9 protein-coding genes and 1 pseudogene are annotated in these 13112 nt (G+C 45.3%); 8 read left to right on the top strand and 2 right to left on the bottom strand.

Annotated elements, in window-relative coordinates:
- Positions 1-115 precede the first annotated feature (115 nt).
- The 3 genes and pseudogenes from uvrB to NX903_RS17125 form a co-directional block, all read left to right on the top strand.
- The gene (gene uvrB, locus NX903_RS17135) at positions 116-2101 is read left to right on the top strand and encodes an excinuclease ABC subunit UvrB (protein WP_024573253.1); all 1986 of its coding nucleotides are present in this window, start codon (positions 116-118) and stop codon (positions 2099-2101) included.
- Between the two features lie 7 nt (positions 2102-2108).
- On the top strand, positions 2109-4982 hold the full coding sequence (gene uvrA / locus NX903_RS17130) for an excinuclease ABC subunit UvrA (RefSeq protein ID WP_086344375.1): 2874 nt from the start codon (positions 2109-2111) through the stop codon (positions 4980-4982).
- 92 nt (positions 4983-5074) lie between these two features.
- Positions 5075-5626: pseudogene (locus NX903_RS17125) on the top strand (flagellin); the annotation flags it as partial.
- 198 nt (positions 5627-5824) lie between these two features.
- Here NX903_RS17125 and NX903_RS17120 read toward each other — a convergent pair.
- Positions 5825-6055 carry a hypothetical protein gene (locus NX903_RS17120; RefSeq protein WP_003235419.1) on the bottom strand — a complete coding sequence of 77 codons (231 nt, stop codon included), beginning with the start codon at positions 6053-6055 and terminating at the stop codon, positions 5825-5827.
- Between the two features lie 217 nt (positions 6056-6272).
- On the opposite strand from NX903_RS17120, the gene yvlA reads away from it, so the two are divergent.
- The 5 genes from yvlA to NX903_RS17095 all read left to right on the top strand — a co-directional run bounded on the left by yvlA (position 6273) and on the right by NX903_RS17095 (position 12354).
- Positions 6273-6599 carry a protein YvlA gene (gene yvlA, locus NX903_RS17115; RefSeq protein WP_003244375.1) on the top strand — a complete coding sequence of 109 codons (327 nt, stop codon included), beginning with the start codon at positions 6273-6275 and terminating at the stop codon, positions 6597-6599.
- Positions 6600-6623: 24 nt separating this feature from the next.
- On the top strand, positions 6624-7721 hold the full coding sequence (locus NX903_RS17110) for a DUF4097 family beta strand repeat-containing protein (protein WP_014481027.1): 1098 nt from the start codon (positions 6624-6626) through the stop codon (positions 7719-7721).
- Between the two features lie 4 nt (positions 7722-7725).
- Positions 7726-7923: a PspC domain-containing protein gene (locus NX903_RS17105; RefSeq protein ID WP_003228065.1), complete on the top strand. Its 198-nt coding sequence runs from the start codon at positions 7726-7728 to the stop codon at positions 7921-7923.
- Position 7924: 1 nt separating this feature from the next.
- Positions 7925-8284 (top strand): phage holin family protein, encoded by a 360-nt coding sequence (locus NX903_RS17100; protein ID WP_003228066.1) that lies wholly within the window; start codon positions 7925-7927, stop codon positions 8282-8284.
- Between the two features lie 200 nt (positions 8285-8484).
- Positions 8485-12354 carry a metallophosphoesterase gene (locus tag NX903_RS17095; protein WP_086344374.1) on the top strand — a complete coding sequence of 1290 codons (3870 nt, stop codon included), beginning with the start codon at positions 8485-8487 and terminating at the stop codon, positions 12352-12354.
- A gap of 21 nt (positions 12355-12375) precedes the next feature.
- Here NX903_RS17095 and nagR read toward each other — a convergent pair whose 3' ends face one another.
- Positions 12376-13107, bottom strand: coding sequence for an N-acetylglucosamine utilization transcriptional regulator NagR (gene nagR, locus NX903_RS17090; RefSeq protein WP_015251129.1), 732 nt, complete (start codon positions 13105-13107; stop codon positions 12376-12378).
- Positions 13108-13112: the final 5 nt, after the last annotated feature.

Here is a 13112-nt window from a genome sequence, read left to right as displayed (position 1 = left end):
AACAGCTGGAAATAAAAAACCACCGAACTTTAGTTCGTATTTTTAGTGATTTTGCTTTCCATTGTGTTACTATATCTATAGGAAGATTTCGTTAAAGAAACGGAGGCTTATTTTTGTGAAAGATCGCTTTGAGTTAGTCTCGAAATATCAGCCCCAGGGAGATCAGCCGAAAGCCATTGAAAAGCTTGTGAAAGGAATTCAGGAGGGCAAGAAGCATCAGACTCTGCTGGGTGCAACAGGAACTGGGAAAACATTTACGGTGTCCAATTTGATTAAAGAAGTCAATAAACCGACTCTCGTGATTGCCCATAACAAAACCCTTGCTGGACAGCTTTACAGTGAGTTCAAGGAATTTTTTCCGAACAATGCTGTCGAGTATTTTGTCAGCTACTATGATTATTATCAGCCGGAGGCGTATGTGCCTCAAACGGATACATTTATAGAGAAAGACGCTAGTATTAATGATGAAATTGATAAACTGAGACACTCCGCCACATCAGCTTTGTTTGAGCGCAGAGATGTCATTATTATTGCGAGTGTGTCTTGTATATACGGCCTCGGTTCGCCTGAGGAATACCGGGAAATGGTCGTGTCATTGCGGAGTGAAATGGAAATTGAGCGCAACGAGCTGCTCAGAAAACTTGTAGACATCCAATATGCCCGCAACGATATCGACTTTCAGCGCGGTACATTTCGTGTGCGCGGGGATGTAGTGGAAATCTTTCCGGCATCCCGTGATGAGCATTGTGTCAGAGTTGAATTTTTCGGTGACGAAATCGAACGGATTCGGGAAGTAGATGCGCTGACAGGAGAAATTCTCGGCGACCGAGATCATGTTGCGATTTTCCCGGCATCCCACTTCGTAACGCGGGCCGAGAAAATGGAGAAGGCGATTCAAAATATCGAGAAGGAGCTTGAGGAGCAGCTGAAGGTCATGCATGAAAACGGAAAGCTCCTTGAAGCGCAGCGTTTAGAGCAGCGGACAAGATATGATCTTGAAATGATGCGTGAAATGGGTTTCTGCTCCGGCATCGAGAACTATTCAAGACATTTGACTCTGCGGCCTCCAGGTTCAACGCCGTATACGCTTCTTGATTATTTCCCAGACGATTTTATGATCGTGGTGGATGAGTCGCATGTGACAATTCCTCAGGTGCGCGGCATGTTTAACGGAGACCAGGCGCGGAAACAGGTGCTCGTGGATCACGGCTTCCGGCTTCCATCAGCGCTTGATAACCGTCCGCTTCGTTTTGAGGAATTTGAAAAGCATATGCACAATATCGTGTATGTATCAGCAACACCAGGGCCGTACGAGATTGAACATACAGATGAAATGGTCGAACAGATCATTCGTCCGACGGGGCTTCTTGACCCGCTTATTGACGTCCGTCCAATCGAAGGTCAGATTGACGACTTGATCGGCGAAATTCAAGCAAGAATCGAGCGGAATGAACGGGTGCTTGTGACAACTTTGACGAAGAAGATGTCAGAGGATCTGACCGATTATTTAAAGGAAATCGGCATTAAAGTAAACTATCTGCATTCTGAGATCAAGACGCTTGAACGGATTGAAATTATCCGCGACCTGCGCCTTGGCAAGTACGATGTGCTTGTCGGCATCAACCTGCTGAGGGAAGGTTTGGACATTCCCGAAGTATCCCTTGTTGCGATTTTGGATGCGGATAAGGAAGGTTTCCTTCGTTCGGAGCGGTCGCTGATCCAGACCATCGGACGGGCAGCGAGAAATGCGGAAGGCCGCGTCATTATGTACGCCGATAAAATAACGAAGTCTATGGAAATTGCGATTAATGAAACAAAACGCCGCCGCGAGCAGCAGGAGCGGTTTAACGAAGAGCACGGCATTACGCCGAAAACGATAAATAAAGAAATTCGCGATGTCATTCGTGCCACAGTAGCAGCTGAGGATAAAGCGGAATACAAAACAAAAGCCGCGCCGAAGCTGTCGAAAATGACGAAGAAAGAACGCCAGAAAGTCGTTGAACAGATGGAGCATGAAATGAAGGAAGCCGCCAAGGCGCTTGACTTTGAGAGAGCCGCGGAGCTTCGCGATTTACTTTTAGAGCTAAAAGCGGAAGGATGATGAACAAATGGCTATGGATCGGATAGAGGTGAAGGGAGCCAGGGCGCATAACCTGAAAAATATAGATGTAACGATTCCGAGAGATCAGCTTGTCGTTGTCACGGGTTTGTCCGGATCAGGTAAATCCTCCCTTGCCTTTGACACGATATATGCTGAAGGACAGAGACGGTATGTCGAGTCGCTGTCTGCCTATGCCCGCCAGTTTTTAGGGCAAATGGATAAGCCGGATGTGGATGCAATTGAGGGGCTCTCTCCCGCCATCAGCATTGATCAGAAAACAACGAGCCGCAATCCGAGGTCTACTGTCGGTACGGTAACTGAGATTTATGATTATCTGCGTCTTTTATATGCGAGAGTAGGGAAGCCTCATTGTCCGGAACACGGAATTGAGATTACATCCCAGACCATCGAGCAAATGGTGGACAGAATTCTGGAATACCCGGAACGGACGAAGCTTCAGGTGCTGGCGCCGATTGTCTCGGGCCGAAAAGGCGCTCATGTCAAAGTGCTTGAACAGATTAGGAAACAAGGCTATGTCAGAGTCAGAATTGACGGCGAGATGGCTGAGCTTTCCGACGATATCGAATTAGAAAAGAACAAGAAGCATTCCATTGAGGTAGTCATTGACCGGATTGTCGTGAAAGAAGGCGTGGCAGCCCGGCTGTCAGATTCATTGGAAACGGCGCTTCGTTTAGGTGAAGGACGGGTTATGATCGATGTCATCGGTGAGGAAGAGCTGATGTTCAGCGAGCATCATGCCTGTCCGCACTGCGGATTTTCAATTGGTGAACTTGAGCCGCGTCTGTTTTCGTTTAACAGTCCGTTCGGGGCGTGTCCGACGTGTGACGGTCTCGGAATGAAGCTTGAAGTGGATGCCGATCTTGTCATCCCCAATCAAGATTTGTCATTGAAGGAGAATGCGGTCGCCCCTTGGACACCGATCAGCTCACAATATTATCCTCAGCTGCTTGAGGCAGTCTGTACCCACTATGGGATTGATATGGATGTGCCGGTCAAAGATTTGCCGAAGCATCAACTGGATAAAGTGCTGTACGGCAGCGGAGATGACCTGATTTATTTCCGATATGAAAATGATTTTGGACAAATCCGCGAAGGTGAAATTCAATTTGAAGGCGTATTGCGCAACATTGAAAGACGCTATAAGGAGACAGGCTCCGATTTCATACGTGAGCAAATGGAGCAGTATATGTCTCAGAAGTCTTGTCCGACGTGCAAAGGCTATCGGTTAAAGAAAGAGGCGCTTGCCGTACTGATTGACGGCCGCCACATTGGAAAAATTACCGAGCTGTCTGTCGCCGACGCACTTGCCTTCTTTAAAGATCTTACCCTTTCTGAGAAGGATATGCAGATCGCCAATTTGATTTTGCGCGAAATTGTGGAGCGCTTAAGCTTTCTGGACAAAGTCGGCCTCGATTACCTGACATTGAGCAGGGCAGCGGGTACATTGTCCGGAGGAGAGGCGCAGCGCATCAGGCTGGCGACTCAAATTGGCTCGCGCTTATCCGGTGTGCTTTATATTTTAGATGAGCCGTCTATCGGTCTGCATCAGCGTGATAACGACCGCTTGATCAGCGCTCTGAAAAATATGAGAGACCTCGGGAACACGCTGATTGTTGTCGAACATGATGAGGACACGATGATGGCAGCAGATTATTTAATAGATATTGGACCGGGAGCCGGCATTCACGGCGGACAGGTGATATCTGCGGGTACGCCGGAAGAAGTGATGGAAGATCCAAACTCATTAACGGGCAGCTATTTATCAGGGAAAAAGTTTATCCCATTGCCTCCTGAAAGAAGAAAGCCGGACGGACGTTACATTGAAATTAAAGGTGCTTCAGAAAACAACCTGAAAAAAGTGAATGCCAAGTTCCCGCTTGGGACGTTTACAGCAGTTACAGGTGTTTCCGGTTCAGGAAAGAGTACACTCGTTAATGAAATTTTGCATAAGGCGCTGGCGCAAAAGCTTCATAAAGCGAAAGCGAAGCCCGGCAGCCATAAAGAGATTAAAGGTTTGGATCATTTAGACAAAGTCATTGACATTGACCAGGCGCCAATTGGAAGAACGCCGAGATCCAACCCTGCGACATACACCGGTGTATTTGATGACATTCGTGATGTATTCGCGCAGACAAATGAAGCGAAGGTCCGCGGCTATAAAAAAGGCCGTTTCAGCTTCAACGTGAAGGGCGGACGATGTGAAGCCTGCCGCGGAGACGGGATTATTAAAATTGAAATGCACTTCCTTCCTGACGTATACGTTCCATGCGAGGTGTGTCACGGCAAACGCTATAACCGTGAAACGCTTGAAGTGACGTACAAAGGAAAAAGCATCTCTGGTGTGCTTGATATGACGGTTGAAGATGCTCTTTCTTTCTTTGAAAATATCCCGAAAATCAAACGCAAGCTCCAAACCCTTTATGATGTTGGTTTAGGTTATATTACGATCGGCCAGCCGGCGACGACCTTGTCAGGCGGAGAAGCGCAGCGCGTGAAGCTCGCGTCAGAGCTGCACAAACGCTCGACCGGACGCACGCTCTACATTTTAGATGAGCCAACGACAGGTTTGCATGTCGACGATATCGCCAGGCTTCTTGTCGTGCTGCAACGGTTGGCAGACAACGGAGACACTGTACTGGTTATTGAGCACAACCTTGATATCATTAAGACGGCCGATTACATTGTGGATTTGGGCCCGGAAGGCGGGGCCGGAGGCGGAACCATTGTCGCGTCTGGAACGCCTGAGGAAATCACTGAAGTGGAAGAATCGTATACAGGCCGTTATTTGAAGCCTGTTATCGAACGTGACAAAACACGCATGAAATCGCTCTTGAAAGCGAAAGAAACAGCTACATCTTAAAACCCTCTGTTAAGAGGGGACAGCTTGTCAGCAAGTCCATCCTTGGGCTTAGCAGGCAAGCTTTTTCTTTACGGCATAATAGGTTTAGAAGTGAACTTACTGTTCAAGCAGGAAACACAGGTACACAGCAAGCAGAAGATCTTGGTGCAATTAAAGATGAAATGGATGCGCTTATTGAGGAAGTTGATGGCATTTCAAATCGTACTGAATTCAACGGCAAAAAGTTATTAGATGGTACTGAAACTGATGGTTTCACTTTCCAAATTGGAGCAAATGCTGGCCAGCAGCTTACAGTTAACATTGACAGCATGTCATCAACTGCTTTAGGAGTAAACGCACTTAATGTAACAGATTTTGCTAATACTCCTTTTGATACTCAACTTGAAAGTATTGATACTGCAATCAACAATGTCTCAAACCAACGTGCTAAACTTGGTGCGGTACAAAACCGTCTAGAGCACACAATCAACAACCTTGGTGCTTCTTCTGAAAACTTGACAGCTGCTGAGTCTCGTATCCGTGACGTTGACATGGCGAAAGAAATGAGCGATTTCACAAAGAACAACATTCTTTCTCAAGCTTCTCAAGCGATGCTTGCTCAAGCAAACCAACAGCCGCAAAACGTGCTTCAATTGTTACGTTAATTTTGAACGGCTATCTCTTTCTGATAGTTACAGCTTGCCGACAGAGTCCATTAACTGGATGTGCCGGCAGGCTTTTTTTGTTACAATCATTTTGTGACAGCCAGGGAATCACTTGTTTTTTCAAAACAAAAAAGGCAAGATATTGTCATCTAACCTTTAGCTTTGTTTCAGTTATAATGAATGATATGTTTTCCGCAATTACAAAGTCTTCTTATACAGCTGCTTACTTACACTCATTAAATCTTGAACAATATGCGTGTTGCTGCTGTCGAGCAGCACTTTTATATATTGGATATCGTGAGAGATCGGGAAGGGTCCGTGAATCTGCTCAAGCTCGGCGATCATTTCACGATTCATTCTTTTTTGTTCATGAATCAGCTTTAACACTGATTCTTGTGTTACTGTATAGTCACTGGGATCTTTCTCCATTGCTTGTCCAGCCTCCTTGGTTGCCGTAAGCTTTTTACATATTGTAATCGGTATAGCCGGAAGATTCTACTTCTAAAACTTTTTAAAATCCAATTTCCGTAAATCGGAGCATGTCTAAAGAATGAATTTGAAACCTGAAGAGATTTTAAACGTATAAATAAGTAAAACGTCCCTGATCTTTTGTCATGGACAATTCACAATAGGAGTGTGGAATGAATTGAACCGTAATCAAGCTATTATTGCATCACTTTGTTATTTCAGTGTGTTTATTGCGCCAATCATTGTGCCGATTGTCGCTTATTTTGTTGTAAATGAGAAAGAAACAAAACGCCATGCGATACGCTCTCTTATTTCTCACATAGTTCCGTTTGTCGGCTGGCTGTTCCTTTTTATTGCTTTACTTGGCGGAGCCGTTGCGATTGATGGAGACAGCTTGCTTCCTGTATTTGTAATCATTGGGGGAGCGGTTATTTATTTCTTGGTTGTCATTGGCATTATCATTTGGAATGTGATTCAGGGCATTAAGGTCCTGCGTGCAGCATAAGTAGACAATGGGGAGGAGATCGTAATGATGCAAGAAAAGGAACGAATCCTTAAGCTTGTTGAGGAAGGAAAGCTTACAGCACAAGAAGCTTTGACACTGATTGAAAAGCTTGACAGCGACTACAAGGAAAAAGAAGAGAAAATCACAGCGCTCTCAGTTCACGTTCATGACGAGGAAGAGCCATTTACAACGGCAAAAAAAGAAAGCGGCAAGCCGTCTTTAGGAGCCAAGCTGTTTGACTGGATTGATTCTGCTGTGAAAAAGGTCAAGGAAGTTGACCTTGATTTAAACTTTGGCCATGCGTATGATGTTCAGCACATTTTTCAATTTAAAGATACTGACTTTTCCAGTGTTGAGCTGCAAATTGCGAATGGCAGCGTGAATATCGTCCCTTGGGAAGATGACGATATCAGAGCGGAATGCCAGGCGAAGGTATATCGCGCTGACAGCCAGGATGCGGCGAGACACGCATTTCTTCAGCATATTGAATGTGAAATCAAAGGAAATAAATTTTTTATCCGTACTGAGAAAAAGACGATGAAAACGAATGTCACTTTGTATATTCCTCAGAAGGAGTATGATAAGATTCGGGTGAAGCTGTTTAACGGTCCGGTCAGAGGGGAACATTTACATGTAAAAGAGTTCTCAGCGAAAACGACAAACGGCGTGCTGTCGTTCTCGCACTTAACAGCCGAAAAAGCCATAGCTGAAACGGCCAACGGGCAAATTAAACTCGCCAGCCACAGCTGCGGAACGATAGAAGCGGAAACCATTAACGGATTGATCGATCTCCGAGGGAAAAGCGAATCCATTGACGTTCAAAGCTTTAACGGAAATATTGCGATTAACGTAACAGAATCAGACTGCCGCTCCATTTATGCAAAAACAACGACTGGAAGTGTGGAGCTTGCGATTCCGGACGATCTCGCAGTGAAGGCAGAGCTGAAAAGCAATCTTGGTTCGCTGTCCCATGAATTAATGGATGTTGAGATGCTGAAGGAAAAAAATGATACCATTCAAAAAGAAATGATGTTCACTTCAAATCAGGCACATGATCAAAACATCACCGTCTTCTCAGAATCACTAACAGGCGCCATCAAACTAAAGTACTCACAGAGGTGATCGAATGAATAAGCTTTATCGCTCAGAAAAAAATAAGAAAATCGCCGGTGTTATCGGAGGTCTCGCGGAATATTTCAATTGGGACGCATCACTCCTCAGAGTCATAACTGTCATCTTAGCCATTATGACAAGTGTCTTGCCGGTTTTGCTCATTTATATCATTTGGATTTTTATCGTCCCGTCAGAAAGGGATATGAAATGACATGGTAAAATGGGCAGTCAGCATTTTAGTCAATGCATTGTTATTAATCGTCATTGATGGATATATTGACTCCATCCATATCAGCAGCATTGGGGCAGCGATTATCGCCAGCCTCATTTTATCGATCTTAAACGTGCTGATTAAACCGCTTTTAATTATCTTTACACTGCCGGTCACCATGGTGACGCTTGGACTCTTCTTGTTTGTGATTAACGCCATCACGCTTATGATGACCGCGTCCATTATGGGTGACAGCTTTCAAATCGACGGCTTCGGCACAGCGATATGGGCATCCGTTATCCTGTCGGTCTTCCATTTGCTGATTCAAAAAGGCATTTTAGAGCCGCTTAGAAAAAAATAAAAAAAAGCTGCCCGCAAAGGCAGCTTTTTTACATGTTCTGCAGCCTCCTTAAAAAATTGTGAAGTGAAGTGTTCGCTTTTTGTCAGCAGTCCCGCGTATATGTCGTATACCATCTGCTTTGTCAGATTGGATATTGTTTAAAAATGAACTCATAAGCTTCCCTGTTCAGACGCAAAATACATGAAAAGGGAGGTGCTTTGATGAGGAAATACACGGTTATTGCTTCTATATTACTGTCTTTTCTTTCCGTTTTGTCTGGCGGCCATCATGAATCGAAAGCTGTTCCTGTTGTACAGCAGGAACTATTTCAAACGCCTCATTACATACCCTTGCTTGAAAATCCTCCTCAAATTGATGTGAAAGCTGAAATGAGAAGCAATCTAATGATTGAGGCTCAAGTTCGCGATAATTCGTATCAAGCATTTTCCGCCTTTCTTTTTTATAAACAAAGTAATGAGCTGGGCTACAAAATGGTGCCGATGGACCCGACCCCCGGAGCGGTCCGCAAGTTTTTGGCACAAATTCCGAAACGTTTGATTTGGAACAGCGAGCTTGAGTATTACATTGTGATGTCGAATGGGAAGCAGAGGGTGAAGTCGGAGACGAAGAAACTGAAGCTTGAAGGATACCAGGCTGACCTTGCCCATATTCCGGAGCTTCTGATCACAGAGCTGGCGGTTGATACGAAGAATATAGGACGCGCAGATGGTTATGAATTTATTGAGATTTTTAATACGACTGACAGAACGATTGATTTTAAAGACTACCATATCCGTTACCGCTACCCAAAAGAAGGGCCTGACTCCGATCTGATTTGGAGACCTGATGAAAGGATCTTGATACCATCCGGCGAAACGTTTGTCGTCTGGCTGAAGCCTGCCGGGCATCCAGAATTGACGTCAGAGGATTTCAATCGTTATTATCAGACACAACTAAAAGAAGGAAAAAATCTCGCGGTGATAGACGAGACAGAGGGTATGGCCAATACGAGGCCGCGGGCCGTTGTGATATCAACGAATACAGGAAAGGACATTTCGGTTGCGCATTATCGGAAACATGCGCTGCGCCGGCTGTCATCAGTGCTTTATAAGTATCCGCTGAACGGAACCGCAGAACTTCTGAACATTTCAATCGGGGAAAAGAATCCATCTCCCGGAACCGTATTACAGGCACAGGTGCCCGAGCAGAAACGGAAAATCAAGCTCGATAAAGAAAAGCCGGTCATTGAGGATTTAACTGACCGCAAGCCTGTCCGCCCTGCTGAAAGCATTGAACTGCGGGCTGACATACGGGACCGAAGTCTAGTGAAAACAGCGGCCTTTTACTACCGGACGGATGAGAACAAACCGTTTAAGCGAATTCTTGCTGAAAAAGACCGCAACGATAATCTCTACCATTATATTGTGTATTCGCCTGAATTGATCGGGAAGGATCAGCTAGAGTATTATGTGGCGGCCGGGGACGGGATCAATGAAGCGAGAACGCCGGTCAAAATGATTGATATTAAACAAACAAGCAAGTCGCACGGTCTGCGGATGAATATTGAAAACAGAGACACGCTGTCGGGAACTCAATTTCTCAAAGCCACGACAGAAGGGCGAGCTGACCGCATTAAGCTATGGATTGACGGGAAAAAACAAGTGACAGAGCCCGCGATGGAAAAAGAAGTATATTTTGCATTCGATACGAGGAAAACGAACCTTTATTTTAAAAACGCGGTAACGATGGAAGGCAAAGTGCTAAAGGTGTTCGATGATACAACAAATAAATACCGCACCTATTCTGTTCCATTGCCAGAGACACTGCTTCGGAAAGGGAAGCAGCTGCAGCGTATTACGATACGATCGGGTTCGAAGGTGTCCCCGTTTGATACGGCTGAAAACCGTGATGACTTCTTAGTCAAAAACGCCCGATTGGTGTTATCGGATGGAACGGTGATCAGGGATCAGAGGGTGTCCCCTGAGAAGGAACTCTTTATTGGCGATAATCAGCGCTCGAATAAAAGCTGGCAATTTCAGTTCAATCTGCCTGACGGACTGTTTACATCACAGCTGCTGGAGTGGGATACATCAAAGCTTTCTGAAGGCGCTCACCATATTCAAGCAAGCGACGGCAAGGAAAATGTCAGCCTGGTTGTACGGGTAGATAATTCAGGACCTCACATTGAGCCGAATATCACCGAGGGGCAAACGTATAAAGGAAACCTTATCCTGCAGGCGGATATGTATGATAAATGGAGCAAAATTGAGGAAGCGAAGGCGTCTTTAGATGGAGAAAGCATTACACTCCCATATCATACGTCATCTTCTGACCTTTTGCCGGGAAAACATTCTCTAAAAGTGACAGCAACGGATCTCGCGGGCAATAAAACAGTGATTGAGAGGACGTTTAAAACCGAACGAGAGCATCCGGACCAGCCGGAGGTTATAGACAGCGAAGCCGACACGCATAAGGCTAAGCTTTCTGTACGGGTGAAAGATCCGACGAATGACGCCATGGATGTTGGTTTTTATAGGGGATTTCAATATACAGCGCGAAATCATGTAAAAATATTTAAGCACGCGTCACTGACTGAACCGCCGAAAAGCTTTGTGCCGGAAAGTGAGACCCCATTTACGAATAAAGAATTGGAGCGGGTATCTGCTGCTGATGGAAAAACAGTATCGACAGAAAACAAAGAGCGTTTCCCTTATCATCGCTTTGAAGTGACGGTTGATCCATCAATTGATGAGAATGATCTGGCAGAAGCAGTCTGGAAGGGCAGTTCTTTGCCGGGGAGAAAGGTGACGATGTATGCTTGGAATTATCGGACAAACGAATGGCAGCCTGTTGACAGCTTCGTCGCGAAGGATGACAAACCGTTTACGCTGAAAGCATCTGTGATTGCCGCCGATTTTGTACGGGAGTCGAAAATGAATGTGATTGTACAGGATGAAATTCCCCCTGCGAAGGATATGTACACATTTGTCTGGATGTCTGATACACAGTATTACGCCGAAAGCTATCCGCATATTTTTGATAAACAGACCGAATGGATAAAAGATAATCAAAAGCAGCTCAATATCAAATATGTGTTCCACACGGGTGATATTGTAGATGATTCCGCTGATATCAGACAGTGGAAAAACGCTGATCGGTCAATGTCCGTTCTGGATAAGAGCGGAATTCCTTACGGCGTGCTGGCCGGCAACCACGATGTCGGGCATAAGGACGGCTCCTACAGGGCGTTTGGCAAATATTTTGGCAGCGATCGTTTTGATAAAAAATTGCATTATGGCGGTTCCTATAAAAACAACCGCGGACATTATGACCTGATTTCTAGCAACGGCAATGATTATATCATGCTGTACATGGGATGGGGCATTACGGATGAAGACATCGCGTGGATGAATCAGGTGCTGAAGAAGCATCCTGACCGGATGGCCATTTTAGCTTTTCATGAGTATTTGCTGGTCAGCGGAAACAGAAGCCCAATCGGAGAGAAAATATTCAAAGAAATCGTAAAGCCGAACCCGAATGTCGTGATGGTGTTGAGCGGGCATTATCATAGTGCGATGAGAAAAACAGATGAGCTGGATGATGATGGTGATGGGAAACCGGATCGTCTTGTGCATCAAATGCTGGCCGATTATCAGGGCGGGCCAGAAGGCGGCCAAGGGTATTTGCGTTTGCTTCAATTTGACCAAGCCAATGACATGGTGCACGTATCGACGTACTCTCCGTATGTAAAGGATAAGAACTACTATGATACGGATACCTATGGCAACAAGGATGAATTTTCCCTTTCGCTTGATTTGAAGCCAAGAATCAAAAAGGTGGAAACCGATTATTTTGAATGTAACGTATATACCAATGAAGAGCTCGGAAAACGGGAGCAAGTGAAGAGCGGGGACACAGCTGAATTCCGCTGGGATCATCTTCAACCGCAGTCTGTTTATTATTGGTACATTATAGTGGAAGACAGTTTTAACGGCAAAACGAAATCACCGATCTGGAAGTTCAAGACGAAAAAAGAGACATATCGTCCAGCACCAGACCAGTTTGATTTTCGCCATGTCTCCAATCCTTAAAAAGGGTTGGAGGCTTTTTTTTTATGAAAGACGATCCATATAGTGGACAAATGTATAACGGTCGCCTCTGTATACAGATTTTGCATGCTCAAAAGCAGTTCCGTTCTGCAGATATGTTGTTCGTTTGATTAATAGGACCGGCGCTCCCTTTTGAATACCAAGAATGTTCGCTTCTTCCGTGGTGGCAGCGCTTGGCTCAAGCTCCTGTTTTGCACGGGAAATCGGTATGCTGTTGTACCTTTCAATATGATCATAGATCGACGACTGAAAATGCGATTCGTTTAATTCACCCGCAAGCTCAAACGGAATATGTGAGGACTCAATCGCCATCGGAATATCATTTGCCAGCCGCACCCGAGTGATTTTATGGATAGAGGAGGGGTGCCCGCAGCCTAATATAGCCGCGAGTTCCTCAGTCGAATCAATAAGCTGATAATCAATGAGCCTGCTGCCCGGTGTCATCCCGCGGCTTTTCATATCCTCGGTAAAGCTTGTCAGCCCTTGAAGTGCTTGTTCCATTTTTGGCTTGCTGACAAAGGTGCCCCGCCCCTTCAGGCGATAGAGCAAGCCTTCATTAACTAAATTAGAAAGCGCCTGGCGAACTGTCATCCGGCTGATCCCGAATTGTTCGGCATATTCGCGCTCAGAAGGAAGAGGCATATCCGGCTGCAGCTCTCCGCTCTTAATTTGGTTTTTTAATTGCTCCATAATCTGATAATAAATCGGAATAGGCGATTGTTTATTGATATTCATAAGTC

Origin of the sequence: Bacillus sp. FSL R5-0576, from assembly GCF_038004765.1 — a bacterium.
Taxonomy (GTDB): domain Bacteria; phylum Bacillota; class Bacilli; order Bacillales; family Bacillaceae; genus Bacillus; species Bacillus subtilis.
The sequence above is the reverse complement of the archived record's forward strand: the minus strand, read 5'-3'. Positions and strand labels throughout refer to the sequence as shown.

Bases quoted from the DNA above. Each gene is read 5' to 3' on its own strand.
- NX903_RS17105 (WP_003228065.1), top strand. From the start codon at position 7,726: ATGAATAAGCTTTATCGCTCAGAAAAAAATAAGAAAATCGCCGGTGTT.
- uvrA (WP_086344375.1), top strand. From the start codon at position 2,109: ATGGCTATGGATCGGATAGAGGTGAAGGGAGCCAGGGCGCATAACCTG.
- NX903_RS17095 (WP_086344374.1), top strand. From the start codon at position 8,485: ATGAGGAAATACACGGTTATTGCTTCTATATTACTGTCTTTTCTTTCC.
- NX903_RS17120 (WP_003235419.1), bottom strand. From the start codon at position 6,055: ATGGAGAAAGATCCCAGTGACTATACAGTAACACAAGAATCAGTGTTA.
- NX903_RS17100 (WP_003228066.1), top strand. From the start codon at position 7,925: ATGGTAAAATGGGCAGTCAGCATTTTAGTCAATGCATTGTTATTAATC.
- NX903_RS17110 (WP_014481027.1), top strand. From the start codon at position 6,624: ATGATGCAAGAAAAGGAACGAATCCTTAAGCTTGTTGAGGAAGGAAAG.
- nagR (WP_015251129.1), bottom strand. From the start codon at position 13,107: ATGAATATCAATAAACAATCGCCTATTCCGATTTATTATCAGATTATG.